Genomic DNA, 25,205 nt, shown 5'->3' with positions numbered 1-25,205 from the left:
CCCCTCCAGGCATGCAGCGAGGGCTGTGGCGCGACTCGTGACGGGATACCCCACCGGCGAGGCCGCCTGAAAAGCCAAAAGCAAAAGCGGCTCGGCTTCGCCGTCGCTACGGCTCGCCTTCGGCCTCGCTGGGAGTCCGGCTCGGGTCGGCTCGCCTCCGGCGTCGCGGCGGTTCGACCCCGCGTCGGCTGTTGTCGCGGTCTTGCGGCCTCGCGGCCTCGCGGCAGTGTCAGACCTGCTCGGTACGTTGGGTCGCGGGGGGCGCTGAAAGCGAGGGGACCCCTGCGTCAGCCTGCGGTCAGTTGCAGGTGCGCGGGCAGGCCGTGCACGGCTCCGCGTTCGGCAGGACGTAGTGGAAGCAGCAGCTGTTGCGCTTGCGCTTCCAGCCCTCGTCGGTGAAGTGCAGTGAGGAAGCGGCGACGAACGGGGCCAGCTTCTCGGGGAGGATCATCGCCGCGTCGGTGACGCCCGCGTTCTCGTCGCCGAACATGCGGCCCGCTGCCCAGGGGCCGTATTCCAGCATGTCGGTCGCTGCTGCCCAGAGGGTGCGGCGGCCGAAGCGGACCACCTGGCCGAAGGAGGCCACGAACTGGGCGGCGTGGGCCGCGTAGCGGGCTCGCAGGACGGCGGCGAGGGCTGCCTCGTCGGCCACGACCGTGGCCGCCGGGTGGTTCGAGGCCGGGTCGTCCGGGAGGCACGCGAACTCGTCGCAGAACAGCGCGATGCCGTCCGGGTGGGGGCGGCCCTCGGTGTTGATGCGGAACGCCATGTCGCTCGGCTTGAGGGACGGGACGCGGCGGGCGGTGTGGAAGAGCAGGCCCGCCAGGTAGCCGGGCTGGTGCAGGTACCAGCCCATGACGTAGCCGGCGGTCGCCCTGTCGTCGGACTCGCCGTACTGCTCGACCATCCACTCGGACAGGTCCTTGCGCCACAGGTCGAAGCGCGAGGGCTCCGCCAGCAGGTCCGAGCAGATCGTCCAGTCCTCGGACGGCATCCCGAACCTGATCTCGGAGCCGACCCGCAGGCGGGCGACGGACTCGGCCAGCGGCGTGAGCGCACTCGGGTTCTGCTGTGAGACCCTCGCAGGTACGGTCAAGGCGCAAGTCCAATCTCATGGGTACATGAGGCTTGCCTAACCTTACCCACGATCACCGGATTTATGCCTCTTCAGGTGGCCCCGGTCACAGCCGCGTCGCTCGGCGGTGGGTTGTTCGCGCTCAGCGGACATCGCCCGATCTGTGGAATCCGTTGCTCCCGACCTGCGTTGATGCTGATGTCAACGTTCCCCGGACGCGATGGTCCGCTGACGGGAACCACAGGCCTCGGTACCGCCCACTACAGTGGAGTCACGGTGCCGCGCTCACCAGGGTAGATCGGTGGAGCCGAGGACCGCCGACGCAGCAGTCAGGGAGTGCGAATGTTCGAAAGGTTCACCGACCGCGCGAGGCGGGTGGTTGTTCTTGCCCAAGAAGAGGCGAGGATGCTCAACCACAACTACATCGGCACCGAGCACATCCTCCTGGGTCTGATCCACGAGGGTGAAGGTGTCGCCGCCAAGGCGCTCGAGTCGTTGGGGATTGCGCTGGAAGGCGTCCGCCAGCAGGTCGAGGAGATCATCGGCCAGGGCCAGCAGGCCCCCAGCGGACACATCCCCTTCACCCCACGTGCGAAGAAGGTCCTGGAGCTCTCGCTGCGCGAGGCGCTTCAGCTCGGCCACAACTACATCGGCACCGAGCACATCCTGCTCGGCCTGATCCGCGAGGGCGAGGGCGTCGCGGCCCAGGTCCTCGTGAAGCTCGGCGCCGACCTGAACAGGGTGCGGCAGCAGGTGCTGCAGCTGCTGTCCGGCTACTCGACGGAGAAGGGCGCGTCGGAGTCGCCGGGTCGTGGCGAGGGCACGCCGTCCTCCTCCCTGGTGCTCGACCAGTTCGGGCGCAACCTCACGGCCTCGGCCCGCGAGGGCAAGCTCGACCCGGTGATCGGGCGCACCAAGGAGATCGAGCGGGTCATGCAGGTGCTGTCCCGCCGCACCAAGAACAACCCGGTCCTCATCGGCGAGCCCGGCGTCGGCAAGACCGCCGTCGTCGAGGGCCTGGCGCAGATGGTCGTCAAGGGCGAGGTGCCCGAGACGCTCAAGGACAAGCAGCTCTACACGCTCGACCTCGGCTCGCTGGTCGCGGGCTCGCGTTACCGCGGTGACTTCGAAGAGCGCCTGAAGAAGGTCCTCAAGGAGATCCGCACGCGCGGCGACATCATCCTGTTCATCGACGAGATCCACACGCTCGTCGGTGCGGGTGCCGCCGAGGGCGCGATCGACGCCGCGTCGATCCTCAAGCCGATGCTGGCCCGTGGCGAGCTGCAGACGATCGGTGCCACCACGCTCGACGAGTACCGCAAGCACGTCGAGAAGGACCCCGCGCTGGAGCGCCGCTTCCAGCCGATCCAGGTGGGCGAGCCGTCGCTCGAGCACACCATCGAGATCCTCAAGGGCCTGCGCGACCGGTACGAGGCGCACCACCGCGTCTCGATCACCGACTCCGCGCTCGTGGCCGCCGCCACGCTGGCCGACCGGTACATCAACGACCGGTTCCTGCCGGACAAGGCGATCGACCTCATCGACGAGGCCGGTGCGCGCATGCGCATCCGCCGGATGACCGCGCCGCCGGACCTGCGCGAGTTCGACGAGAAGATCGCGGACGTGCGTCGCGACAAGGAGTCCGCGATCGACGCGCAGGACTTCGAGCGCGCGGCGAAGCTGCGTGACGCGGAGAAGCAGCTCCTGGGCCAGAAGGCCGAGCGGGAGAAGCAGTGGAAGGACGGTGACCTGGACGTCGTCGCGGAGGTCGACGACGAGCAGATCGCCGAGGTCCTCGCCAACTGGACCGGCATCCCGGTGTTCAAGCTCACCGAGGAGGAGACCTCGCGTCTGCTCCGCATGGAGGACGAGCTGCACAAGCGGATCATCGGCCAGGTCGACGCGGTCAAGGCCGTGTCGCAGGCGATCCGCCGCACCCGCGCCGGCCTGAAGGACCCGAAGCGCCCCTCCGGCTCGTTCATCTTCGCCGGCCCGTCCGGTGTCGGTAAGACCGAGCTCTCGAAGGCGCTCGCGAACTTCCTGTTCGGCGAGGACGACGCGCTCATCCAGATCGACATGGGCGAGTTCCACGACCGCTACACGGCGTCGCGGCTCTTCGGTGCCCCTCCCGGTTACGTCGGCTACGAAGAGGGCGGCCAGCTCACCGAGAAGGTGCGCCGCAAGCCGTTCTCCGTCGTGCTCTTCGACGAGATCGAGAAGGCGCACAACGAGGTCTACAACACGCTGCTCCAGGTGCTGGAGGACGGCCGCCTGACCGACGGTCAGGGCCGGACGGTGGACTTCAAGAACACCGTCATCATCTTCACGTCGAACCTGGGCACGTCGGACATCAGCAAGGCCGTCGGCCTCGGCTTCACCTCGGGTCAGGACACCGCGTCCAACTACGAGCGCATGAAGAACAAGGTCAACGACGAGCTGAAGAAGCACTTCCGCCCCGAGTTCCTCAACCGCATCGACGACATCATCGTCTTCCACCAGCTCACCCAGGACGAGATCATCAAGATGGTGGACCTGATGATCGCCCGCGTCGAGACGCAGCTGAAGAACAAGGACATGGCCCTCGAGCTGACCGACAGGGCGAAGTCCCTGCTGGCCAAGCGCGGCTTCGACCCGGTGCTGGGCGCCCGCCCGCTGCGCCGCACGATCCAGCGCGAGATCGAGGACGCCCTGTCGGAGAAGATCCTGTTCGGCGAGATCCAGCCGGGCCAGATCATCATCACCGACGTCGAGGGCTGGGACGGCGAGTCCGACCAGCACGACAAGGCGAAGTTCGTGTTCCGCGGCGAGGCCAAGCCGAACCGCGTGCCGGACGCCCCGCCGGTCGACCTCACCGCCTCCGCGGCCGCCGAGCAGCAGGACGCTCCGGCCACCGAGTCCGAGTGATCTAGGCAGTACCGAGAACGGCCCCCAGGCTCCGGCCCGGGGGCCGTTCTCGTGCGCCCACCCGCGTAGGCGCCGCGAGTGAGGCGTTGCGCGCGTCACGCGGCCACACAGATTCGCCCGTTCCACGGCGCACGTGAAACCCGACCTGCCACTATGGCGCCCGCTCCGCGTGGTCTTGCGCGGACGGGTTGTCCCAGGAGGAGGTCCCAGTGCCGTCGGCCGCGTTCGAACAACTGGTAGCTCAGTTCGAGCAGTTCCAGTCACGGATGCAGCGCGTTGACCAGCAGTTCGCCAACATCGGCGAGATGCAGCAACAGCTGTCCGAGATGGAAGCGGTGGCCACCTCGGCCGACCGCGCCGTGACCGTCGTTGCAGGCCCGTCCGGCAGCATCAAGGCCATCAGGCTCACCGACCTCGCCATGCGCAGGCCGGCCCCCGCACTGGCCGCCGAGCTGATGACGGTCCTGCAACAGGCCGTCGCCGAAGCCGCCCGCCGCCAGGCAGGCATCGTCGAGGGCGCGATCGGCGACGACATGAAGCTCTCCGAGCAGGTCCTCGAAACCCAGTCGCAGCTCTTCGGCATGTCCAAAGAGGAACTCCGCGCCGTCAGGTCCGACGAGACCGCACCCACGCCACCTCCGGCGCCCCCACGCCCGCCGATGCCGCCCGCGCCGCCCGTGCCCCAACCCGGTCCGCAGCAGGCCCGTCCGCCGGCCCCGCCGCGCAGGCCCGCCCTCGAGCAGCCGGACGACTTCGGCGACCAGAACATCATGCGCGGCAACAGCTGGAACGACAGGTCACCGCAGCCGCCCGCCGCGCCGCCCAAGCAGGACGGCAAGTTCCTGAACCTCTACGACGACGAGGACGGCCGGTGAGCGGGTTCAGCGTCAGCCCGGAGGAGCTGCGGACGTTCGCGGGCAAGCTCGACGGCCACCACAGCACCGCGAGCAGGATCGCCGAACTGGTCGCCCTGGCCGACGTCGGCGACAAGTCCTGGGGCGTGGTCGGGATCTTCGTGAAGGACCAGTACACGCAAATGCTCGGAGACCTCAAGGAGACGATGCAGGCCATGCAGGACGGCCTCCAGTCCGGTGCCGACAAGTTCCGCGACACCGCAGAGGGTTATGCGCAGCAGGAAGAGGCGCTGAAGCAGATCCTCGACGGCATCCACGTCGAGCGGGGGTAGCGCGGCCGTGACCGAACCGGATCTCACCGTTCCAGGCCTGAGCGGCAAAGAGGGCACGCTCGAGGTCGAGGAGAAGTCCACCGGGGAAAAGGCGCTCGAAGCCGCGCCGTTCGCCGGCAGCTTCATGAAGGCCATGGAGGCAGCGGGAAACGTCGGAGACCCCGGCGGAATCGCCGCGCTGGCTTCCGAGGGCAGCGCGTTGATCAGCTCGTTCAGCGAGGCGGCCCAGATCGCGACGGACCCGATCGGCTGGCTCGTCAACCAGGGCCTGAGCTTCCTCATGAGCATCTGCGAACCACTGGAAGACGCGATCCACTTCGTCAGCGGCGACGGCCCCGCCCTGCAGCAGGCGGGCGAGAACTTCGGCAAGCTCGCGGAGGGCCTCACCAAGCTGAAGGAAGGGTTCACGAGCGACCTGACGAGCTCGGTGCAGAGCTGGGGTGGCGAGACAGCGGACGCGGCGGCCACGAGGCTCGGCGAGTTCGCCAGCGGCATCGACGGCGTCATCGGACAGGCCGGTGAGCTCTCCGACCTGCTCCTGATGTCCTCGATGATCATGCAGGTCATCGAGGACCTCCTCAAGGCGATCCTGACCGAGTTCATCATCTGGCTGGCGATGATCTGGATCCCGGCCCTCGCGGCCGCCGTGCCGAGCTGCGGCTCGTCGACCGCCGCGGCAGGTGCCGTGACCGGCGTGCGGGCCGCCACCACCGCGAGCCGGGTGTCGCGCATCATCGCGAGGCTCAAGGCCTTCCTCGGCAAGATCATGCAGTTCCTGCGCAACCTGGTGACCCGCACGAAGAACCTCGGCGCCGGCATGAAGAAGGCCATGGCGGACAAGAGGGCCAACGTCGCCGAGGCGGACCGCCGGCGCGCACTGCCGGAGAACAAGGGACTGTTCAAGAGCTGGGGTGACAAGAAGGACGGCTCGCAGGGCATCGTCGGCGAGCGCATGAACCAGGGCTTCTGGAAGTCGATGGGTGAAGCGTTCGGCCTCGAGGCGGCCGCGCAGGTCGACCCCCGGAACGAGAAGGGGCTGCGCAACCGGTCCCTCCAAGAGCAGGCGGCCGCGGCACGCGAGACCGAGACCGACTACTCGAAGCACCAGATCAAGGGATACCTGGACATCTGATCATGGACAAGCTCATCAAGGGTCTGCTGGACCTGCTGACCGACCCGATCTTCCTGACCATGATCGCCGGTGCCGTCGTGGTCACCCTCGTGCGGCGCTGGTGGCAGTTCCGCTCCCACCGGGCCGCCCAGGCCGAGCAGATCAGCGCGCTGAACCCGTTGGCCGCCAGGCTCGGCGGAACGGTGATCAGTCCTGAGCAGGGTGACACCGCGGCCTGGTCGGCCGGCTTCCTGGAGCCGGTGAAGAGCGACGGCAGTGCCTACGACACGGTGCTGAAAGGCAAGTGGCTCCGGCGGTCCAAGCCCCAGTGGGACATCGCCATGGACTTCCGGCGGGGCGACTGGCACGTCCGCGTGACCGAGGCAGCGGTGCGGATCGCGGCGTACACCGGTTACGGCGTGCGCTGGGAGCAGGAGCACCGCGTCGAGGTGGCCACGGCGCCCATGGCACCGATGCGGATGGCCCGGCCGAAGAAGTACACCGACGACGGTCGGCCGATCCCGTTCGCGGACTTCGAGAAGCTGTGGGATAGCTGGCTGTCCGAGCCGCCCGCGACGGTGCGGAGCCGTCAGGCGGCGTGGCAGCGCGTGCAGCTCCCGTCGCCCATGGACCAGGAGTTCTTCGTCTGGGGAAGTGACCCCTCCGCGGTGGTCAGGGACATGAACTTCGACGCGCTGCACTGGCTGATCGACCACGAGGAGCACCTGCCGCCGCAGGCCCGTTCGATGCGCCTGACGTTCGAGGCTGGGGTCGTCTACATCGTCATGGACCACCACATCGATCAAGCGGGCCTGATGGCCGTGGTCGACATGATCTGCGGGCTGCTCGACCGGATGCCGGGTGCGCGGCCCAGGCACCCGGCGGCGGCCGTCTGAGCCGCACGCGCCGGTGGCGCGGGTGCTGGGCGGGACAGACCAGCGCTCAGCGCGCAAGGCGTCGGCGGGTGGCGACGCCGTGGAGTGCGAGCACGAGCACCGGATCCAGGCGGACACGGTCCGGCTGGCGCCGGTCAAGGTCCTCCGGCCGGTCCGGTTCGGGGCATGGGCGACTGGGCCGCCGTCGACTGTGGAACGTGAGCGGCGTGGATGTTGCCGCTGCCCGGCGCAACCTGGACCCACGAGTGGCTGCTGAGCCGGCAGGACGGTCTGCCGGCTCAGGACGCGGTACCTGCGGCTGACCGTGGAGGTCGGGTTCGCGTACGCGGTGATCCCCGAGCACGTCCACCCGGCGGCGGCCGTCTGAGTCAGCGCGGCGTCACGGCGTAGCCCGCCAGCACGATCTTCTCCAGGTCCGGGTCGTCGTCGTGCCACTCGCCCTCGTAGTTGAAGCCGAACAACGCGCGCAGGGCTGCCTCGGCCAGCGACAGCGGGTGGAAGCGGAACGGGTAGTCGTCGTCCTCGTCGAGGTACGCGAGGAACTCCGGGTCGCCCGCGAGGTACTTCTCCTCGAACGGCAGGGGTGTGCCCACGTCGGCGATCACGCCGCTGTCCGGGGAGAGGCTGAACGCCCGGCGCAGGGTGCCGTCGGGCTCCCAGATGGCGTAGGCGAAGAAGTCGACGACGCTGTGCATGGCGTGCGAGTAGAGGGTTCGGCCGGCGGCTTCGCGGTGGAAGCGCTCGTCCAGGCCCCTGGGGTCGTCCAGGGCGGCGTCGGCGGTGCAGATGATCGACAGGCCCGGGAGGACGGCGGCGTAGACCTCGCCGTCCGGTGGGTTGGCGTGGTCGAGGCTGCCGTCGGCGATCGGGCGGATGTCGTGCGACGGGTGGAGGCGCTGCACGAAGGCCGCGGTGGCCTCCCGGTCGATCTGCTGTGACGAGCGCAGCACCTTGCTGACGTCGTCCGACGCGTAGAAGAGCATCCAGTCCTTGGCACCCACTGCGGTCCCCCTGAGGTCGGTTGGGTTCAGTGTGGCGGAGGGGTCTGACAGTTTCGGCGGGCAACGGAACACCCTCGTCGGCCGTCTCCTGATCGTGGGGACCACACGGGAGACTGACGACGGTTCGGCGACACTGCACGGCGTGGTGACCACCGAGGTGAAGCCGCCGCGGAGCGGGTTCGCCACGTTCCTGCTGGTCGTGTGCGCGATGGCGTTCGTCACGGCGGCGCTGGTCAGGCTGCTGGGCATCGACGGGACGCGGTACATGATCGCGACGACGTCGTTGACCCCGTACATCACGGTCGCGGGCCTGCTGGTCGGGTTGTTCGCGCTGTTCCGCCGGCGGTGGGTCGTCGGGCTGACCATGACGCTGGTGGGCGTCGTGCTCGTCGCCAACGTGGCGCCGCGGGCGTTCCCGGACCCGCGGCCCAACGGGGTGGGGCAGCAGGTCAGGCTGATGAGCTCGAACCTGCTCGTGGGGATCGCGGACGCGGAGTTCGTCGTGCGGCAGGTCCGCGCGCGCGACATCGACATCCTGGCGTTGCAGGAGCTGACGCCGGAGATGGTGCGCGACCTCGAACGCGCCGGGCTGGACCAGGTGCTGCCGAACCGGGTGTTCCTCGACGAACCGGGCGGGTCGGGCAGCGGCATCGCGTCGCGGTTCCCGCTCTCGCGGCGGAACCTGACGCCGCCGGGCACGTTGCAGCAGGCCGGCGCGCTCGTGGACCTGCCGGGCAGGGACATCGAGGTCGTCTCGGTGCACCCGTTGCCGCCCGTGGTCACCGCCGGGCCGGAGGCGTGGCAGCGGGAGTTGGCCGGGCTGCCCTCACCCGACTCGACCGGGGCGATCAGGGTGCTCGCCGGCGACTTCAACGCGACCCTCGACCACGTCGGCATGACGCGGCTGCTGAACAAGGGCTACGTGGACGCGGCCGACCAGGTGGGCAAGGGGCTGATCCACACCTGGCCGAGCGGCAGCGGGTTCTGGCCGCCGCCGGTCACCATCGACCACGTGCTGGTGGACTCGAAGGTCCTCGTCGACACGGTGGACGTGTTCGACGTGCCCGGCAGCGACCACCGGGCCGTCGTCACGCAGTTCGTCGTGCCAGGGCGGTGAGGGCCTCCAACGCCCCCACCGGCAGCGACACGCCCCGGCCGTGCCGGACCGCGGGTTCGCGCGTGTTGATGCGGATCAACGCCCCGGAAGCCGCGCTCGCCAGCTCGGCCTGACGCCGCACGGTCGGCACGGCGGTGCCGGCGCCGATCTCGACCACGACCAGGTCGCGGTGCGCACGACGCCATTGCGCCAACGCGTCCAGCTGCGCCTGGCTGCGGTGCGGCACCCAGCCCCAGTCGCCGAACATCAGGATGTTGGGCCTGGCCAGGCCACCGCACGACGGGCACGACGGCAGCTCGCCCACAGCGCGCATCGAGACAGGATCGACCTCCACGTCGAACGAGCACTCCCAGATCTCGTCCGTGCACGGCTCCACGCACTGGGCGTGGTGGATCGACCCGTGGACCTCGGCGACGTCCGCGATGCCGGCCTTCTGGAACTGACCGTCCACGTTGGACGTGAACACCCGCGCGCCCCACGACCGCAGCACCGCGAAACCCTCGTGCGGCACCGTCGCGCGGTACAGGGCGAGCCGGTGGCCGTAGAAACCCCACGCCAGCGCGGGGTCGTCGGCGAAGTGCACCGGGTCGGCGATCTCCTCGAACTTCAGCCCGAGCCGCTCGTACGGCGGGTACGCCCGCCAGAACCCCTCGGTGCCGCGGAAGTCGGGCAGCCCGGAGTCGACCCCGATGCCGGCACCGGCGCAGACGAGGACGGCGTCCGCGCCGGTGATCAGCTCGGCGGCTCTGTCGTAGGCCTCGTCGATCACTGCTTGGGCTTGCTGCCCAGCACGACCTCGAACTCCAGCAGGTCGGCGCCCGAGGCGACGGGCTTGGCCCGCTCACCGGAGTGCGCCGCGGCACCGGCCTGGCCGTCGCGCCAGGCGACGAAGTCCTCGTGCGTCTCCCAGTGCGTGACGACGAAGTAGCGGTCGTCGCCGGACACGGGGCGCAGGAGCTCGAAGCCGAGGAAGCCCGGCTGGTCGTCGACGGCGCCGAGACGGGCGGCGAACCGCTTCTCGAGCTCGGGGCCGCTGCCCTCGGGGACCTTGATCGCGTTGATCTTCACGACTGCCATGCCACCCACACTAGCGGCGCACTCCGACAGGCAGCAGGTACTGCTCCTCCGGGATGCCCGAGTCGCGGAACCACGCCTTGAAGAACCCGTCCAGCGGCTGCCCGGAGGCCTGCTCGAAGTGCTCCTCGAACTCGGGCCACGAGGCGTTGCCGTCGCGGTGCTGGGACGCCCACGACCGCAGGGCCTGGAAGAAGACGTCGTCACCGACCTGCTTGCGCAGCGCGTGCATGCCCATCAGGCCCTTGTCGTAGACGCCGCGGAACTCGTTGCCCTTGCCCATGTCGTAGAGCTTCGGCGCCCAGAACGACGCCCTGCCGCGCCGCTGCTCGACGCTGTCGCGGTAGCGCTGGTCGAGGTCCGTGCCCTCCTTCTCCAGCCACAGCCACTGCGCGTAGGACGCGAGGCACTCGTTCAGGCAGATGTCCGCCCAGTTCTCGATCGACACCGAGTCGCCGAACCACTGGTGGGCGTTCTCGTGCACGACCGTCTCCAGGTCCGCCCACGCCGCGTAGATCGGCCGGGTCTGGGTCTCGAGCGAGAACCCGATCTGGTCGGCCACCCAGATGCTGCCGGCCGCGCGCTGCGGGTACGGCCCGAACTTCGTCTCCAGAAACGCGAGGACCTCCGGCCCCCGCGACTGGATCGGCTTCTTCGCACCGGACGTGCCGGGCGCGTACGCGTCGACCACGGGTGTGCCGTTCGGCAGCTTCGAGCGCACGACCTCGAACTTGTCGATGGCGACGGTGGCCAGGTACGTCGCGAGCGGTGTCTCCTCGGACCAGGTGAAGGTCGTCCAGCCGCCGTCGCGCGCCACGGGGCCCTCCAGGCCGTTCGAGATCGCCGTCCAGCCGTCGGGGACACGGGCCGAGACCTTCAGCGCCGCCTTGTCGCGCGGCGTGTCGTTGGCCGGGAACCACGTCGTCGCGGAGTGCGGCTGACCTGCGGCGAACGCTCCGCCGGTCGACGAGATCTGCCAGCCGCTGCGGCCCAGCGAGGCGTCGTCGATCGTCGTCGGCTCGCCGCCGTAGGTGACGACGGTGGTGAACGGCCTGCCCTTCGCGAGGGGCGCGGACGGCGTGATCACCAGCTCGTGGTCGCCCTCCTGCGCGAACTTCGCGGGCCGGTCGCCGACCTCCACCTCGCTGACCCGCAGGCCTTCGAGGTCGAGGTTGAAGCGCGACAGGTCCTGCGAGGCGGTCGCGGTGATCGAGGCGACGCCGTCGAGCCGCTTGGACCCGGGGTCGTAGCTGATCGCGAGGTCGTAGAGCGTGACGTCGTAACCGCTGTTGCCGTCCGTCGGGTAGTACGCGTCGCCCGCACCCGCCCCGGCCTCGACCGCCGCCTGCGGCGACGTCTCCCGCTGCTTCGCGGGGTCGTCGCCCGGCGTTCTGAACACGACGAGCAGACCTGCGACGAGCACGATCAGGACCAGGGCGATCAGGTACGGGCGGGCCTTCATGCGTTAATCATCCCCGTGTCGGTGGTCGAGTTCGGCGGAACGGGTCAGGGCGTGCTGCTCCTGCACGGCCTGATGAGCAGGGCCACCGCGTGGTGGCCGGTCGCGCAGTGGCTCAGGCCGTTCGGCCGCGTGGTCGCGATCGACCAGCGCGGGCACGGCCGGAACCCGCGGCGGGGGCCGTTCCGCACCGAGGACTTCGTCGACGACGCCGCGCGGGCGATCGAGGAGCTCGGTCTCGGTCCCGCCGTGGTGGTGGGGCACTCCATGGGCGGGCTGCACGCGTGGTGTCTCGCGGCGACCCGGCCGGACCTGGTCAGCGCGATTGTGGTCGAGGACTTCGCCCCGGACAACAGGGGCCGGACCACCGACGAGTGGAAGTGGCTCTTCGACGCCTGGCCGGTGCCCTTCGAGTCGCTGGGCCACATCCGGTCGTACTTCGGCGCCGAGCTGTTCTGCGACTACTTCGAGGAACGCTCCGACGGCTGGCACCTGATCGCCGAGATGGACGACCTCTACGAGATCGCGGCGCACTGGGGCACGCGGGCGTACTGGGACTTCATCGACGCCGTGCGGTGCCCGTCGCTCGTGGTCGAAGCCGGTCGCGGCGGGCAGCTACCAGGACAGATGGCCGAGGCGGCACGACGTTCCGGAGGCCAGTACCTCTACGTCGAGGAGGCTGGTCACGTCGTGCACGACAGCGCGCCGTGGGTCTACCGCGGCGCCGTGGAGGCCTTCTTGAGCACGTCGATCTCGCCGGTCTGAGTGTCGACGATCGACACCTCGCGGACCTTCGCGCGGATCGGCTCGACCGGGAAGACGGCGGCGAACGCGGCTTTCACCGCCTCGTCGCCGACGTCGTGGACGAGCGTGCAGTGGGGGACCCAGTTGCCCGGCAGGTAGTAGGCGCTCGGGTTCTTGACCTTGCTCGCCAGCACGTCGTGGATGGCCGAGTGGACCGCCAGCAGTTCGGTGTCCACGACGGCGCCGAGCATCAGCACGTTCTCGGAGGTGGAGAACGTGCTGAGCGTGTGCAGGTAGAGGTCCGGCAGCCACAGCCGTTCGAGGTCTTCGCGCAGCTCCTTGCGGACCTTGGGACCGATCGTGCCCGCTACGGCGTAGGTGAGGTGCGGCGGGTACCTGTGCTTCGCTCCGACGCGTTGCTGCAGCTCACGGACGCGTTTGTCCGCCTCGTCGTCGAAGAACGCCACCAGCGCGTGCACTCAGTGCTCCCCGGGCAGTGCGAACAGTCCGTCCCGCGTCACCTCGACGAGCCCGTCGTCGAGCAACGAGACCAGGCACTTCTCCCGCTGCGTGATGTCGTTCCACACGATGTCGAGCTGCATCTTCGGCACCGGTCCGGGAGCGCCCCGCAGCACGTCCAGCAGCTTGCCGCGCACCTGGCGGTCGGTGCCGGCGAACTTCTGCACCTTCTTCTCCGGCCCCGCGTAGGCGGGACGGCCGGCCAGCTGCCACGCGCACTCGGTGAACAACGGGCAGTCGGCGCACTTCTGGTTCCTGGCCGTGCAGATCAACGCGCCGAGCTCCATCAACGCCGCCGAGAACACCGCCGCGTCCTGCTGCGACGAGGGCAGGATCGCCTCGACGTCGCGCAGGTCGCGCTTGGTCGACGGCGGACCGGCGTCACCGGCGCCGTGCACAGCGCGCGCTACGACGCGGCGGACGTTCGTGTCCACGACTGCGCACTTCTTGCCGTACGCGAACGTGGCCACCGCACGAGCCGTGTAGCTGCCGATGCCCGGCAGCGACTCCAGCGTCTCGACGTCGGACGGCACCACGTCGCCGTGGTCGCGGGCGATCGCGGTGGCGGCCTCGTGCAGCCGCATGGCACGGCGCGGGTAGCCGAGCTTGCCCCACATGCGCAGGACCTCGCCCTGCGAGGAGGCGGCCATCGCGGACGGCACGGGCCAGCGCGCCAGCCACTCGTGCCAGATGGGCTCCACGCGGGAGACGGGCGTCTGCTGCAGCATGATCTCGCTGACCAGCACACCCCAGGCGGTGCAGTCGGGACGGCGCCACGGCAGGTCGCGGGCCGCGGTGTCCCACCAGCCCAGCAGCAACTCGGGATTCATCGCCCACCATTGTCGCGCAACGAAAAGGCCCCCCGAAGGGGGCCCTCGAAGCGTCGAAGCCTAGGCGGCCGCGGTCTCCGCCGCGTCGACCTCGCGCAGCTCCCCGGTGTGCACGTCGTAGACGAACCCGCGGATCTTGTCGGTGTGGGGGATGAACGGGCTGCGCCGCAGCCGCGCCATCGACCCGCGCACGCTCTGCTCCACGACCTTGAACGCCTCGACGGCCCAGGTCGGGCGCAGGCCGGTCTCGGCCTCCAGCTCGTCCTTGAAGTCGTCCTCGGTGACCATCTCGAGGCCGCAGTTGGTGTGGTGCACGAGGAGGACCTCGCGCGTGCCCAGCTTGCGCTGGCTGAGCGCCAGCGACCGGACCATGTCGTCGGTGACGACACCACCCGCGTTGCGCAGCACGTGCGCCTCACCCTGCTTCAACCCGAAGATCTCGAACACCCGGATGCGCGAGTCCATGCAGGTCAGAATTGCCACCTGCAGGGACGGCTTCGCGGACGAACGATCTCCGGGAACCACGTTCCCGAGCTCGTAGTTCCGCTTGAGCAGTTCGTCGATCGCGGTCATGTGACACACCTCCATGGCCTACCGGCGGACCCCCGCGTCGATTGGAACCGGAGTTAGCACACGTTCACAAGGGGTTCCGCCCAATATCACGTTCACCGGATCGAGCGATGCTCGCCTCCGACTGGATGCGGGCCGGTCGAGCTACGTTCGGGCCGTGATCGAGCCCACGGGTCCGCTGTCCTCCACGGTGTACTGGCGCCGCCGCATCGCCGCGATCGGGGCGGCCCTGGTCACGCTCCTGCTCGTCATCTGGATCATCGCGATGTTCGGCTCCGACGGCGGGACGGCCCAGCCGACGAACGCGGCCGCGGCGTCGGCCTCGAACCCGCCGCCGAGCTCGTCCGAGAGCCCGGCCGCGTCGTCCTCGTCCACCACGCCGGTGCCCTCGCCGAGCGAGGCCGGGCCGCCGCCCCCGCCTCCCGGACCGCCTCAGGCGTGCCCGGACGACGTGATCGGGGTCGTGGCGAAGGTCGACAAGCCGCTCCACACCGTCGGTGACCAGCCGGGACTGTCCATGGACATCGTCAACAACGGGCCGGTGCCGTGCATCAGGGACATCGGGCGCCAGCACCGCGAGCTGACGGTGCTCACCGCGGACGGCGCGACCGTGCTGTGGTCGAGCAACCACTGCCTGTCGGCGGTCGGCACCGAGGTGCGCGTCCTGCAGCCGAAGGAACTCTTCAACTACGGCACGAAGTGGGCGGGCTCGACCTCACGGCCGGGGTGCGGGGCCCACACGCGAGTGGGGCCCGGCGACTACCTGCTGGTGGCGAAGCTGGCCGGGAAGGCCAGCTCACCCGTGGTGTTCAGGCTCCAGAACTGATCACGGACCGAACCAGCGCTCCTCGGCACCGCCGCGCGGTGCCCCCGACGTCTTGCCGATGATCAGCTCCGTCGCGAGGTTCACCGACCGCGGCCGCGAGCGCTCGTTCGCGTCGAGCAGCAGCTTGCCCGCCGCCCTGCCCTTCTCGAGCACCGGCTGGCGGACCGTCGTGAGCCCGGCCTCCTCGCCGGCGCGGATGCCGTCGAACCCGGTGACCGAGATGTCGTGCGGCACGCGCAGACCGCGGCGGGCCGCCTCGGTCATGGCGCCGAGCGCCAGCACGTCCGAGGTGCAGATCAGCGCGGTGACCTGCGGGTCGCGGTCGAGGACCTGGGCCGCGCCGGACGCGCCGGAGGCCATGTTGTGGTCGAAGCGCTCGACCACGGGCACCTGGGACCAGTCGACGCCCGCCTCGCTGAACGCCTCGGCGAGGCCGGACAGGCGGTTGCGCTGCACGTGGAAGTGCGCGGCGTGCTGGCGGTCCGGCGTCACGAAGCCGTCGTTGCGGTCACGCGCCAGACGCATGCACACGACGCCGATGCGGCGGTGGCCCAGCCCGATCAGGTGCTGGGCGAGCTCGTACATCGCCCCGCGGTCGTCGATGCCGACGCGGTCCACGGTGCCGAGGTCCGGCTGGTCGCAGACGACGGTCGGCACCGGACGCTCCAGCACGGCGGCGAGGTGCGGGTCGTCGTCCGGGACCGAGTAGACGACGAAGCCGTCGACGCCCGCGCGGTGCACGGACGCGACGTCCTCGCGCTCGGGGTTCGCGGGCACCAGCAGCAGACCGGTCCCGGCGTCCTCGCACGCCAGTGCGAGGCCCTCCAGGAACCCGATCGCGGCCGGGTCGCGGAACGCGTAGGAGAGGTTCTCGGTGAGCAACAGGCCCACCGCCCCGGCCTTGCGCGTGCGCAACGAGCGCGCCACAGGATCCGGGCCGGGATAACCCAGCCTTCGGGCCGTGTCCAACACCCGCCGACGCAGCTCGGGGGAGAGCTGGTCGGGCCGGTTGTACGCGTTGGACACCGTTGTCCGGGAAACGCCCAGCTCAGCGGCCAGGGAGGCCAGCGTCGCCGGACGTCGCACATGCATCGACCGCGCCATGAAAGGACCGTAACGGTTCAGAACCAATTCGTGAAGTCAGGGTGACCTGTGTCCCTCCAATGACGCATCAACGCAGGTTGACCCATCTGCCTTGTTCAGAATTTGGTCCAGACCATTTAGGTGAACAGGTCGTCTCACTTCGACGGCGCGGACGATTCCCTCACGACGAGCCGCGGCCGGAACACGCGGGTGTAGTTGTCGGTGCCCTGCCTGCGGCGATCCGGGTCGAGGCGCAGCACGAGCTCGTCGATCGCGGCCGCCGCCATCTCCTCGATCGGCTGCGCGAGAGTCGTCAAAGCGGGCGAGGAGTAGGCGGCCAAGGGGATGTCGTCGAACCCGACGACGGACAGTTCGTCGGGTACCGAGATCCCCCTCTGGTGTGCTTCGCGCATGACGCCGAGCGCCATGTGGTCCGACGAGCAGATCACCGCGGTCGGCGTCACCGTGTCGAGCAGCTGGGCCACGGCCTGGCCGCCGCCCTCCGCGCTGAACGGCGCGTGCGCGACGTACTCCGAGCCCGCCGGCAGGTGGTTCTCCTCCAGCGCGGCGGCCCACCCGGCGCGCTTCAGGCGCGACGGCAGCGACCGCGCGGGACCCGAGACGAACCCGATCCGCTCGTGGCCCAGTTCGATCAGGTGCTTGGTGGCCATGTAACCCGCGAGCTGCTCGTCCACCGTCACGTCGGGCACGTCCAGCGCGGGCGTGGCGCCGTTGAGGAAGACCATGTGGACGCCGTCCGCCACGAGCTTCGCGTAGTAGCTCGGGCGCGGCGCCTGGCCGAGCGGCACCTCGACGTTGGTGATCTCCGGTGACACGAACACCATGCCCTCGACGCCGCGGGCCAGGAGCATCCGGACGTACTCCTCCTCGCCCATCGGGGCGCCGCTGCGCGTGTTGCACAGCAGCGACGAGTAGCCGAGGCGGGCGGCCCGCGTCTCCAGGGCTTCGGCGAACGCGGGGAAGACCGGGTTCGACAGCTCCGGCACGAGCAGGCCGATCACGCCGGTGCGTTGCAGCGCACCGAGGCCGCGCGGGGTGTACGGCATCTCCGCGAGCACCGACAGCACGCGCTGCCTGGTCTCTTCGTTCACACCCGCGCGCCTGTTGAGAACACGGCTCACGGTGGAGATGGACACCCCGGCTGCCCTGGCGATCTCGGACAGTCCGGACACGTTGCCTCCCAGCTCACATCAGGTACGGCGCAAGCCTGCCGCGTTCGGAAAAATTTTGCAACGAGCGTTTCCGGGACAGCGCCGTTACGGCTTGGTTACGGTCGACGTCTTGACCTGACCATGGTTCGGGTAGTGAAATCGCCCGCAACATTCTCGCAAAAACTTGCAAGACCCCTCATCTCACCGGGAGATGGGGCCCAGCTGGAGGGAACGGCAGCAACGATGCGACGGACAACCCTCGTGACCGCCATGGCGACGGGTGTCGCCCTCGTGCTCACCGCCTGCGGAAGCGGCGGATCGGGCAGCAACAGCGGATCCGACTCGGGCGAGGTGACCTTCTGGGACACCAGTGGTCCCAACGAGAGCCCCGTGTTCAAGAAGATCGCCGAAGGCTGTGCCACCAAGGACGGCTACAAGGTCAAGGTCGAGACGCAGGCGTTCGACGGCGCGCTCAACAACTACAAGACCGCCGCCCAGGGTGGTCAGGGTCCCGACGTCTTCCGGTCCGAGGTCGCGTGGGTGCCGCAGCTCGCGAAGCTGGGCTACGTCGCCGACCTGTCCGACACCGACCTCGCCAAGGACACCTCCGACTTCCTCGAGGCCCCGCTGGGCTCCACGAAGTACGAGGGCAAGACCTACGCGGTGCCGCAGGTGACCGACTCCCTCGCGCTGCTCTACAACAAGAAGAAGCTCGCCGACGCCGGCGTCGAGCCGCCGAAGACGTGGGACGAGCTCAAGGCCGCCGCCGCCAAGCTGGGTGGCGAGAAGTCCTTCTTCCTCAACAACGACGCGTACTACGCGCTGCCGTTCATCTACGGCGAGGGCGGCGACCTGGTCGACGCGTCGGCCAAGAAGATCGTCGTGAACTCCCCGCAGAACGTGAAGGCGCTGGAGACCGCGAAGGGCCTGATCGACGCGAAGGCCGCCACCACGGCGCTCGACGCGACGAACTCGTACTCGAACATGCAGGCCGCGTTCTCGTCCGGTGAGGCCGCGATGGTCGTCAACGGTCCGTGGGCCGTCGCCGACTACCTCAAGGGCGCCGCGTTCAGCGACCCGGCCAACCTCGGCATCGCGCCCGTCCCCGGCCCGTCCGCGGGCAAGGGCAGCGCGCCGGTCGGTGGCCACGACTACGTGATCCGCCAGGGCACCAAGGCGAAGCAGTCGTCGATCAAGTTCATCCAGTGCATGGCGTCGGTCGAGTCGCAGGCCACCATCGCCAAGGAGCTCGGCCTGCTGCCGACCCGCAAGTCGGCGTACCAGAACGCCGACGTCAAGTCGAACGCCGTCGTCACCGCGTTCGAGCCGGTCACCAAGACCGCGCACGAGCGTCCGTGGATCCCCGAGGGCGGCGAGCTGTTCGACCCGCTGAAGATCGGCTACGCCGACTTCCTGGCCGGCAAGAAGGACGCCAAGGCCGCCCTTGACGACGTCGCGAAGGCGTACAAGGAGAAGGTCGTCACCGAGTACTCGATCGGCTGATTGTGATGGACGGCCGGGGTTCGCGCCCCGGCCGTTCGCCTGAGGGGAGTCTCGGTGCGTCGGTTCCTGGACAGGTACTGGTACGCGTATGCGATGGTGCTGCCGGTCGTGGTGGTCATCGCGGTGTTGGTGCTCTACCCGCTCGCACAGGGCGTGTTCTTCACCTTCACGAACATCAACGAGGGCAACATCGCCAACCCGAACCTCGACCGGCCGGCCGGCTACGACGTGGTGGGGTTCAAGAACTACCTCAACGTGCTGTCCGGTGGCGAGTCGTACGGCGCGTTCTGGAGCACGCTCGTCCGCACGTTGATCTGGACGTTCTCGTGCGTGTTCTTCCACTACACCATCGGTCTCGGCCTCGCGATGCTGCTGAACCGCCAGGTGCGCGGCCGCGCGTTCTACCGCGTGCTGCTGATCCTGCCGTGGGCCGTGCCCGCGTTCATCAGCGCGTTCGCGTGGAAGTACATGTTCAACGCGCAGTACGGGATCATCAACCAGTTGCTGCGCTCGGTCGGCCTGCCGGACCCGGTGTGGCTCGGCCAGTCGAACTGGGCGCTGGTGTCGGTGATCATCGTGAACACCTGGCTCGGCGTGCCGTTCATGATGGTGGCGCTCCTCGGCGGCCTGCAGTCGATCCCCGGCGACCTCTACGAGGCGGCCGAGGTGGACGGCGCCACCCCTTGGCAGCGGTTCCGGCACGTGACGCTGCCGGGCCTGCGCTCCGTGTCGTCGACCGTGGTCCTGCTGGGCATCATCTGGACGTTCAACATGTTCCCGGTGATCTACCTGATCGCGGGCCCGAACCCGAACGCCCGGATCCTGGTCACCTACGCGTTCGAGCGCTTCTTCTCCGGCGCGTCGCGCGACTACGCCGTCGCGTCGACCTACGGCGTGCTGATCCTTTCGGTGTTGTTGGTGTTCGCCACGATCTACCGGCGGGCGCTGCGCAAGCAGGGCGAGGTGTGGTGACGTGACGCTCGATGCTTCGTCTCTCCAGGTGGTCAAGGCCACCGACCGCCGGTTGCGCCGCACGGACCGGTCCAAGGGCGCGTCGATCGCCCTGCACGCCGCCCTGATCGGCGCGTCGGCCATCGCGGTGTTCCCGGTCTTCTGGGTGTTCATCACGTCCCTGAAGCCGGACGCGCGGGCCGTCGAGCCGACGCCGAAGCTGTTCAACGAGTCCTCTTTGGACAACTACACCCGCGTGCTGTCCGGCGAGAAGGGCGACTTCCTCGCCTGGTTCGGCAACTCGGTGCTGATCGCGCTGATGACGACCGTGCTCGGCGTCTTCATCTCGGCCACCGCCGGGTACGCGGCCTCGCGGTTCCGGTTCCCCGGCAAGCGCGGCCTGATGATGTCGTTCCTGCTGGTGCAGATGTTCCCGTTCGCGGTGCTGATCGTGCCGCTCTACAACATCCTGATCGCGCTCGGCCTGAACGGGTCGTCGATCGGCCTGGTGCTGGTCTACTGCACGACCGCGGTGCCGTTCTGCACCTACATGCTCAAGGGCTACTTCGACACCGTGCCGGCCGACATCGACGAGGCCGGCCGCGTGGACGGGCTGTCGCCGTTCGGCGTGTTCTGGCGGCTGATCATGCCGCTGGCCAAGCCCGGTCTCGCGGTCACGTCGTTCTACGCGTTCCTGACGGCCTGGGGCGAGGTGGCGTTCGCGTCGGCGTTCCTGTCCGCCGCGGACGAGTCGAAGACGCTGGCCGTCGGCCTGCAGGTGTTCGTGCAGCAGAACCGGACGGAGTGGGGGCACCTCGCCGCCGCGTCCATCCTGGTCGCGATCCCCGCGATCGCGGTGTTCTACCTGGTGCAGCGGTTCCTGGTGCAGGGACTCGCGTCCGGCGCGGTCAAGGGGTAGTCCGCGGGCTCCGTCACGAGGCCGTTCCGCTCCGCGGGGCGGCCTCGACGCGTGAGAGCGCTCCCGTCCCTTGGTCGAACGAAAGCGCTTACGTTGCGAATCCGAGGAACGTAAGCGCTTTCGTCTGTTCACGTAAGCGCTTGCAACACATAACGTCGCGCCCAGACAAGGTGAAAGGTGCGTCACATGGCAGAGGTGTCCTACGTCAAGGCGTCGCGCGTGTTCTCCGGCAACCCGCCGGTTCGCGCTGTCGACGAGCTGTCCCTGGAGGTCGCGGACGGCGAGTTCCTGGTGCTGGTCGGTCCGTCCGGTTCGGGCAAGTCGACCGCGCTGCGCATGCTCGCGGGCCTCGAGGACATCGACGAGGGCGCCATCCACATCGGTGGCAAGGACGTCACCAACGTGCCGCCGAAGGGCCGGGACATCGCCATGGTGTTCCAGTCCTACGCGCTCTACCCGCACATGACCGTCGCGGAGAACATGGGCTTCGCGCTCAAGCTGCGCGGCGTGGCGAAGACCGAGATCAAGGCGAAGGTCGAAGAGGCCGCCAAGATGCTCGACCTCACCAAGTACCTGGAGCGCAAGCCGAAGGCGCTCTCCGGTGGTCAGCGCCAGCGCGTCGCGATGGGTCGCGCCATCGTCCGCGAGCCCTCCGTGTTCCTCATGGACGAGCCGCTGTCCAACCTGGACGCCAAGCTGCGCGTCGAGACGCGTGCGAACATCGCCGCCCTCCAGCAGCGCCTCGGCACCACCACGATCTACGTCACGCACGACCAGGTCGAGGCCATGACGATGGGCCACCGCGTCGCGGTGCTCAAGGACGGCCTGCTGCAGCAGTGCGACACGCCTCGCGCGCTGTACGACCGCCCGGCGAACGCGTTCGTCGCGGGCTTCATCGGCTCGCCGGCCATGAACCTCAAGACCGTGCCGATCACGTCGGAGGGCGCGAAGCTCGACGGCGTCATCGTGCCGCTCTCGCGTGACGCGATCGCCGCCGCGGGTGGCCTGGACGAGGTCACCTTCGGCATCCGTCCCGAGGCGCTCGGCATCGTGCCGTCGGGCGAGGAGGGCATGGAGATGACCGTCGAGCTGGTCGAGGAGCTCGGCGCCGACGCGCTCGTGCACGGCGCGGTGAAGATCGGTGACTCGTCGCAGCGCTTCGTCGTCCGCGTCGACGGCCGCACGCCGCCGACCCTGGGCCAGCACGTCAAGGTCGCCGTCCGCGACCACAGCGAGATCCACCTGTTCCACCCCGAATCGGGCGAGCGCCTGGAGGCGTGAGTCACAGGTGAAAGCCCCCGGCGTGACCGTCGGGGGCTTTTTCGTGTCGTAAACTGAACTCGACAACGGTTTCCATTACCTGATCGAGGGACGGCGTGATGACTCTCCGCAACGCTCTGGTCGGCACTCTCGCCGTCGTGAGCCTGGCCGCCTGTGGCACCTCCACGCCGTCTTCCGACAGCGGCAAGATCCAGGTCGTCGCCTCCACCAACGTGTGGGGCAGCGTCGTCAAGGCCGTCGGCGGCGACGACGTCGAGGTCAAGGCGCTGCTGGACGACCCGAGCGCCGACCCGCACTCCTACGAGAGCAAGCCCGCCGACGCCGCGCTGGTCAAGGACGCCAAGCTGGTCGTGTTCAACGGCGGCGGCTACGACGACTTCTTCGCGAAGCTGATCACCAGCGACGCCACGAAGAAGGTCGAGGCGTTCCCGCTGCGCGACCACGGCCACGCCGAGCCGGGCAGCAGCGAGGCCCCCGCGAGCCAGACGCCCACCAGCGAGGCCCCGGCAGGCGACGGCCACGACCACGAGCACGGCGAGAACGAGCACGTCTGGTACGACCTGCACACCGTCGGTGCCGTGGCCGAGGCGGCCGCGACGGAGCTCGCCGCGATCGCGCCGGACAAGAAGGCCGCGTTCGAGAAGAACGCCGCCGACTTCACCGCGAAGCTCGAGGAGCTGGAGAAGAAGGTCGAGGGCATCGGCGCCGGCAAGAAGATCGCCGCGACCGAGCCGATCGCGCACTACCTCGTCGACGCGTCCGGCGCGCAGGACGTGACGCCCGAGGCGTTCAGCAAGGCCATCGAGGAGGAGTCGGACGTCCCGGCCGCGGCCCTCGCCGAGATGAACCAGCTCGTCGACGGCAAGCAGGTCAACGTGCTGCTGGAGAACACCCAGACCGAGAACCAGGTCACCAAGCAGGTCGTGGAGAAGGCCAAGGCGGCGGGCATCCCGGTCGTCGTGGTCACCGAGACGCTGCCCGAAGGCACGACCGGCTACCTTGACTGGATGAGCAAGCAGGTGGACGCGCTGTCGCAGGCGCTCAAGGCATGACCGCGATCTCGCTGCGCGGGGCCCGGCTGTCCTACGGGGACAGGGTGTTGTGGGACGGGCTCGACCTCGACGTCGAGCCCGGTGAGTTCCTCGCGGTCCTCGGACCGAACGGCTCCGGCAAGACCAGCCTGATGCGCGTGCTGCTCGGCCTGCAGCCGCTGTCGTCGGGCTCGGTCTCGATCGCCGGGGGCAACAACGCCATCGGGTACATCCCGCAGCAGCGAGCGCTCGACCAGTCCATGACGCTGCGCGGCCGCGACCTCGTCGGCCTCGGCCTCGACGGCCACCGGTGGGGTCTCGGGCTGCGCAACCGCCGCGAGCGCCGCATCCGCGTCGACGCGGCCATCGCGTCCGTCGACGCCGAGCGGTACGCGGACTCGCCGATCGGCCTGCTGTCCGGCGGCGAGCAGCAACGGCTGCGCGTCGCCCAGGCACTCGTCGGCGACCCGACGGTGATGCTGTGCGACGAACCGCTGCTCTCGCTCGACCTCGCGAACCAGCGGGTGGTCTCGGAGCTGATCGACAAGCGCCGCCGTGAAGCCGACACGGCCGTGCTCTTCGTGACGCACGAGCTGAACCCCGTGCTGCCCCTGGTGGACCGCGTCCTGTACCTCGTGGGCGGCCGGTTCCGGGTGGGCACGCCGGAAGAGGTCATGAACTCGCGGACGCTGTCCGAGCTGTACCGCACGCCGGTCGAGGTCGTGCGGGTGCGCGACCAGATCCTGGTCGTCGGCGCCGGCGCCTGCGAGGAGCAGACGCACCACCTGTCGGCGGAGGCCGCTTCGTGACGCTCTTCGACCTCCTCGAACTGGAGTTCGTGCAGACCGCCCTGATCGCGGCCGCCGTGCTGGGCCTCGTCGCCGGCGTGCTCGGCCCGTTCATCGTGACCCGCAAGATGGCGTTCGCCGTGCACGGCACCAGCGAGCTCGCCTTCACCGGCGGTGCGGCGGCGCTCCTGCTCGGCATAGGCGTCGGCTATGGCGCGCTCGCCGGGTCGATCATCGCCGCGGTGCTGCTCGGCGTGCTGTCCCGGAGGGAAAGCGACCGGGACTCGGTGATCGGGGCGATCCTCGCGTTCGGGCTCGGCATGGGCATCCTGATGCTCGCGCTCTACAAGGGACGCTCCGCCAACAAGTTCGGGCTGCTGACCGGACAGATCGTCGGTGTGGACTCGACGGACCTGGACCTGCTGGTCGTGTCGTCCGTCGCCGTGCTGGCCGTGCTGGCGCTGATCTGGCGGCCGTTGTTCTTCGCTTCCGTCGACCCCGATGTGGCTGTCTCGCGCGGGGTGCCGGTGCGCGGGTTGTCCATTGTGTTCGCCGTGCTGGTCGGCGTTGCCACGGCCCTGTCGGTACAGGTCGTCGGGGCACTGCTGGTGCTGGCCCTGATGATCACACCTGCCGCCGCCGCGATGCGGGTGACGGCTTCGCCGTTGCGAGCGACCGTGTTGTCGGTGGTTTTCGCCGAAATTGCCGCGGTGGGTGGAATTTTGTTGTCGTTGCAGCCCGGGTTGCCGGTGTCCGCATTGGTCACCGGGGTCAGCTTTGTGATTTATCTGGTTTGTCGCGGGGTTGGGGCTTTGCAGCGGCGGGCTGTTTGAGTTGCTTGTTCTACTGCTCAGGGCTCTGCCTCGGACCCCGCCGATCTGATCCGAAGCCTGGGCCGGCGCCGGTTGTGGGTTGATGGCACGCCTGGTGCGTTGGGCGGCTTGCGGTTGCGTTGGTGCTTGCGTTGATGGGGTGGCTTCGTCACGAGCCGGGCCGGAGCGAGCCGCACCCGAGGTGTCTTGGAAGGACGGCTCGCCTTCGGCGTCGCGGTGATTTGGGTGTGGTGGCGCGCTGGGTTTGACGGCTCGCCTTCGGCGTCGCGGTGGTCTGCGTGCGACGGCGCGCTGAATCCGACGGCTCGCCTTCGGCGTCGCGGGCGTCACCC

Annotated in this window: 25 protein-coding genes; 15 read left to right on the top strand and 10 right to left on the bottom strand. The window is 69.2% G+C overall.

Annotation, left to right across the window (positions count from 1 at the left end; translation table 11 throughout):
- Nucleotides 1–298 precede the first annotated feature (298 nt).
- The gene (locus tag L6E10_RS18525; protein ID WP_236220739.1) at nt 299–1,096 is read right to left on the bottom strand and encodes a (2Fe-2S)-binding protein; all 798 of its coding nucleotides are present in this window, start codon (nt 1,094–1,096) and stop codon (nt 299–301) included.
- A 321-nt stretch (nt 1,097–1,417) separates the two neighbouring features.
- On the opposite strand from L6E10_RS18525, the gene L6E10_RS18520 reads away from it, so the two are divergent.
- The 5 genes from L6E10_RS18520 (at nt 1,418) to L6E10_RS18500 (ending at nt 7,172) form a co-directional block, all read left to right on the top strand.
- The gene (locus tag L6E10_RS18520; RefSeq protein WP_236220738.1) at nt 1,418–3,979 is read left to right on the top strand and encodes an ATP-dependent Clp protease ATP-binding subunit; all 2,562 of its coding nucleotides are present in this window, start codon (nt 1,418–1,420) and stop codon (nt 3,977–3,979) included.
- A gap of 266 nt (nt 3,980–4,245) precedes the next feature.
- Nucleotides 4,246–4,854, top strand: coding sequence for a YbaB/EbfC family nucleoid-associated protein (locus tag L6E10_RS18515; protein ID WP_236220737.1), 609 nt, complete (start codon nt 4,246–4,248; stop codon nt 4,852–4,854).
- A complete protein-coding gene (locus L6E10_RS18510) occupies nt 4,851–5,165 on the top strand; it encodes a WXG100 family type VII secretion target (RefSeq protein WP_236220736.1) in 315 nt (104 codons plus the stop codon). Before L6E10_RS18515 ends, L6E10_RS18510 begins: the two co-directional genes overlap by 4 nt.
- A 7-nt stretch (nt 5,166–5,172) precedes the next feature.
- Nucleotides 5,173–6,297, top strand: a complete 1,125-nt coding sequence (locus L6E10_RS18505; protein ID WP_236220735.1) for a WXG100 family type VII secretion target — start codon at nt 5,173–5,175, stop codon at nt 6,295–6,297.
- Nucleotides 6,298–6,299: 2 nt separating this feature from the next.
- Nucleotides 6,300–7,172, top strand: a complete 873-nt coding sequence (locus L6E10_RS18500; protein ID WP_236220734.1) for a hypothetical protein — start codon at nt 6,300–6,302, stop codon at nt 7,170–7,172.
- A 368-nt stretch (nt 7,173–7,540) separates the two neighbouring features.
- Here the strand turns inward: L6E10_RS18500 and L6E10_RS18495 are convergent, their stop codons facing one another.
- Nucleotides 7,541–8,173, bottom strand: coding sequence for a hypothetical protein (locus tag L6E10_RS18495; protein WP_236220733.1), 633 nt, complete (start codon nt 8,171–8,173; stop codon nt 7,541–7,543).
- Between the two features lie 142 nt (nt 8,174–8,315).
- Between L6E10_RS18495 and L6E10_RS18490 the strand changes: the two genes are divergently transcribed.
- Entirely contained in the window at nt 8,316–9,290 is a 975-nt protein-coding gene (locus L6E10_RS18490) for an endonuclease/exonuclease/phosphatase family protein (protein ID WP_236220732.1), read from the top strand.
- Here the strand turns inward: L6E10_RS18490 and L6E10_RS18485 are convergent.
- From L6E10_RS18485 to L6E10_RS18475, 3 genes are read right to left on the bottom strand one after another with little or no spacing between them, the layout of a single operon-like run.
- Nucleotides 9,262–10,056, bottom strand: coding sequence for a Sir2 family NAD-dependent protein deacetylase (locus tag L6E10_RS18485; protein ID WP_236221119.1), 795 nt, complete (start codon nt 10,054–10,056; stop codon nt 9,262–9,264). The two genes, L6E10_RS18490 and L6E10_RS18485, sit on opposite strands and share 29 nt — an antisense overlap.
- Nucleotides 10,056–10,367, bottom strand: coding sequence for an antibiotic biosynthesis monooxygenase (locus L6E10_RS18480; RefSeq protein WP_236220731.1), 312 nt, complete (start codon nt 10,365–10,367; stop codon nt 10,056–10,058). The genes L6E10_RS18485 and L6E10_RS18480 overlap by 1 nt, the downstream gene beginning before the upstream one ends.
- 10 nt (nt 10,368–10,377) lie before the next feature.
- A complete protein-coding gene (locus L6E10_RS18475) occupies nt 10,378–11,826 on the bottom strand; it encodes a M1 family metallopeptidase (protein WP_236220730.1) in 1,449 nt (482 codons plus the stop codon).
- Nucleotides 11,827–11,841: 15 nt separating this feature from the next.
- On the opposite strand from L6E10_RS18475, the gene L6E10_RS18470 reads away from it, so the two are divergent.
- Nucleotides 11,842–12,588, top strand: a complete 747-nt coding sequence (locus L6E10_RS18470; protein ID WP_236220729.1) for an alpha/beta fold hydrolase — start codon at nt 11,842–11,844, stop codon at nt 12,586–12,588.
- On the opposite strand, the gene L6E10_RS18465 is transcribed toward L6E10_RS18470, so the two are convergent.
- Genes L6E10_RS18465 through L6E10_RS18455 form a run of 3 tightly spaced genes read right to left on the bottom strand, consistent with a single transcriptional unit; the run spans nt 12,537 to nt 14,489 of the window.
- A complete protein-coding gene (locus tag L6E10_RS18465; protein ID WP_236220728.1) occupies nt 12,537–13,046 on the bottom strand; it encodes a 2'-5' RNA ligase family protein in 510 nt (169 codons plus the stop codon). The two genes, L6E10_RS18470 and L6E10_RS18465, sit on opposite strands and share 52 nt — an antisense overlap.
- Nucleotides 13,047–13,916, bottom strand: a complete 870-nt coding sequence (locus L6E10_RS18460) for an A/G-specific adenine glycosylase (RefSeq protein WP_236220727.1) — start codon at nt 13,914–13,916, stop codon at nt 13,047–13,049. It abuts the gene before it with no gap.
- 60 nt (nt 13,917–13,976) lie between these two features.
- The gene (locus tag L6E10_RS18455) at nt 13,977–14,489 is read right to left on the bottom strand and encodes a carbonic anhydrase (protein WP_236220726.1); all 513 of its coding nucleotides are present in this window, start codon (nt 14,487–14,489) and stop codon (nt 13,977–13,979) included.
- A gap of 154 nt (nt 14,490–14,643) precedes the next feature.
- Between L6E10_RS18455 and L6E10_RS18450 the strand changes: the two genes are divergently transcribed.
- Nucleotides 14,644–15,312, top strand: coding sequence for a hypothetical protein (locus tag L6E10_RS18450; RefSeq protein WP_236220725.1), 669 nt, complete (start codon nt 14,644–14,646; stop codon nt 15,310–15,312).
- On the opposite strand, the gene L6E10_RS18445 is transcribed toward L6E10_RS18450, so the two are convergent.
- Entirely contained in the window at nt 15,313–16,416 is a 1,104-nt protein-coding gene (locus L6E10_RS18445; protein ID WP_236220724.1) for a LacI family DNA-binding transcriptional regulator, read from the bottom strand.
- A 134-nt stretch (nt 16,417–16,550) separates the two neighbouring features.
- Nucleotides 16,551–17,588: a LacI family DNA-binding transcriptional regulator gene (locus L6E10_RS18440; protein WP_236220723.1), complete on the bottom strand. Its 1,038-nt coding sequence runs from the start codon at nt 17,586–17,588 to the stop codon at nt 16,551–16,553.
- 222 nt (nt 17,589–17,810) lie between these two features.
- On the opposite strand from L6E10_RS18440, the gene L6E10_RS18435 reads away from it, so the two are divergent.
- The 7 genes from L6E10_RS18435 to L6E10_RS18405 all read left to right on the top strand — a co-directional run bounded on the left by L6E10_RS18435 (nt 17,811) and on the right by L6E10_RS18405 (nt 24,873).
- Nucleotides 17,811–19,070, top strand: a complete 1,260-nt coding sequence (locus tag L6E10_RS18435; RefSeq protein WP_236220722.1) for an extracellular solute-binding protein — start codon at nt 17,811–17,813, stop codon at nt 19,068–19,070.
- 54 nt (nt 19,071–19,124) lie between these two features.
- Nucleotides 19,125–20,042: a carbohydrate ABC transporter permease gene (locus tag L6E10_RS18430; protein WP_374236925.1), complete on the top strand. Its 918-nt coding sequence runs from the start codon at nt 19,125–19,127 to the stop codon at nt 20,040–20,042.
- Nucleotide 20,043: 1 nt separating this feature from the next.
- The gene (locus L6E10_RS18425; protein ID WP_236220721.1) at nt 20,044–20,940 is read left to right on the top strand and encodes a sugar ABC transporter permease; all 897 of its coding nucleotides are present in this window, start codon (nt 20,044–20,046) and stop codon (nt 20,938–20,940) included.
- Between the two features lie 186 nt (nt 20,941–21,126).
- On the top strand, nt 21,127–22,221 hold the full coding sequence (locus L6E10_RS18420; RefSeq protein WP_236220720.1) for an ABC transporter ATP-binding protein: 1,095 nt from the start codon (nt 21,127–21,129) through the stop codon (nt 22,219–22,221).
- Between the two features lie 98 nt (nt 22,222–22,319).
- The gene (locus tag L6E10_RS18415) at nt 22,320–23,273 is read left to right on the top strand and encodes a metal ABC transporter solute-binding protein, Zn/Mn family (protein WP_236220719.1); all 954 of its coding nucleotides are present in this window, start codon (nt 22,320–22,322) and stop codon (nt 23,271–23,273) included.
- Nucleotides 23,270–24,061: a metal ABC transporter ATP-binding protein gene (locus tag L6E10_RS18410; RefSeq protein ID WP_090097522.1), complete on the top strand. Its 792-nt coding sequence runs from the start codon at nt 23,270–23,272 to the stop codon at nt 24,059–24,061. Before L6E10_RS18415 ends, L6E10_RS18410 begins: the two co-directional genes overlap by 4 nt.
- Nucleotides 24,058–24,873, top strand: coding sequence for a metal ABC transporter permease (locus L6E10_RS18405; RefSeq protein WP_236220718.1), 816 nt, complete (start codon nt 24,058–24,060; stop codon nt 24,871–24,873). The genes L6E10_RS18410 and L6E10_RS18405 overlap by 4 nt, the downstream gene beginning before the upstream one ends.
- Nucleotides 24,874–25,205 lie beyond the last annotated feature (332 nt).

Origin of the sequence: Lentzea sp. CC55 (assembly GCF_021056325.1) — a bacterium.
GTDB lineage: Bacteria > Actinomycetota > Actinomycetes > Mycobacteriales > Pseudonocardiaceae > Lentzea > Lentzea jiangxiensis.
This window is presented reverse-complemented; position numbering and strand designations above follow the sequence as displayed.

Bases quoted from the DNA above. Each gene is read 5' to 3' on its own strand.
- L6E10_RS18500 (WP_236220734.1), top strand. From the start codon at position 6,300: ATGGACAAGCTCATCAAGGGTCTGCTGGACCTGCTGACCGACCCGATC.
- L6E10_RS18415 (WP_236220719.1), top strand. From the start codon at position 22,320: ATGACTCTCCGCAACGCTCTGGTCGGCACTCTCGCCGTCGTGAGCCTG.
- L6E10_RS18520 (WP_236220738.1), top strand. From the start codon at position 1,418: ATGTTCGAAAGGTTCACCGACCGCGCGAGGCGGGTGGTTGTTCTTGCC.
- L6E10_RS18445 (WP_236220724.1), bottom strand. From the start codon at position 16,416: ATGGCGCGGTCGATGCATGTGCGACGTCCGGCGACGCTGGCCTCCCTG.
- L6E10_RS18480 (WP_236220731.1), bottom strand. From the start codon at position 10,367: ATGGCAGTCGTGAAGATCAACGCGATCAAGGTCCCCGAGGGCAGCGGC.
- L6E10_RS18475 (WP_236220730.1), bottom strand. From the start codon at position 11,826: ATGAAGGCCCGCCCGTACCTGATCGCCCTGGTCCTGATCGTGCTCGTC.
- L6E10_RS18460 (WP_236220727.1), bottom strand. From the start codon at position 13,916: ATGAATCCCGAGTTGCTGCTGGGCTGGTGGGACACCGCGGCCCGCGAC.
- L6E10_RS18420 (WP_236220720.1), top strand. From the start codon at position 21,127: ATGGCAGAGGTGTCCTACGTCAAGGCGTCGCGCGTGTTCTCCGGCAAC.
- L6E10_RS18410 (WP_090097522.1), top strand. From the start codon at position 23,270: ATGACCGCGATCTCGCTGCGCGGGGCCCGGCTGTCCTACGGGGACAGG.
- L6E10_RS18515 (WP_236220737.1), top strand. From the start codon at position 4,246: ATGCAGCGCGTTGACCAGCAGTTCGCCAACATCGGCGAGATGCAGCAA.
- L6E10_RS18455 (WP_236220726.1), bottom strand. From the start codon at position 14,489: ATGACCGCGATCGACGAACTGCTCAAGCGGAACTACGAGCTCGGGAAC.
- L6E10_RS18435 (WP_236220722.1), top strand. From the start codon at position 17,811: ATGCGACGGACAACCCTCGTGACCGCCATGGCGACGGGTGTCGCCCTC.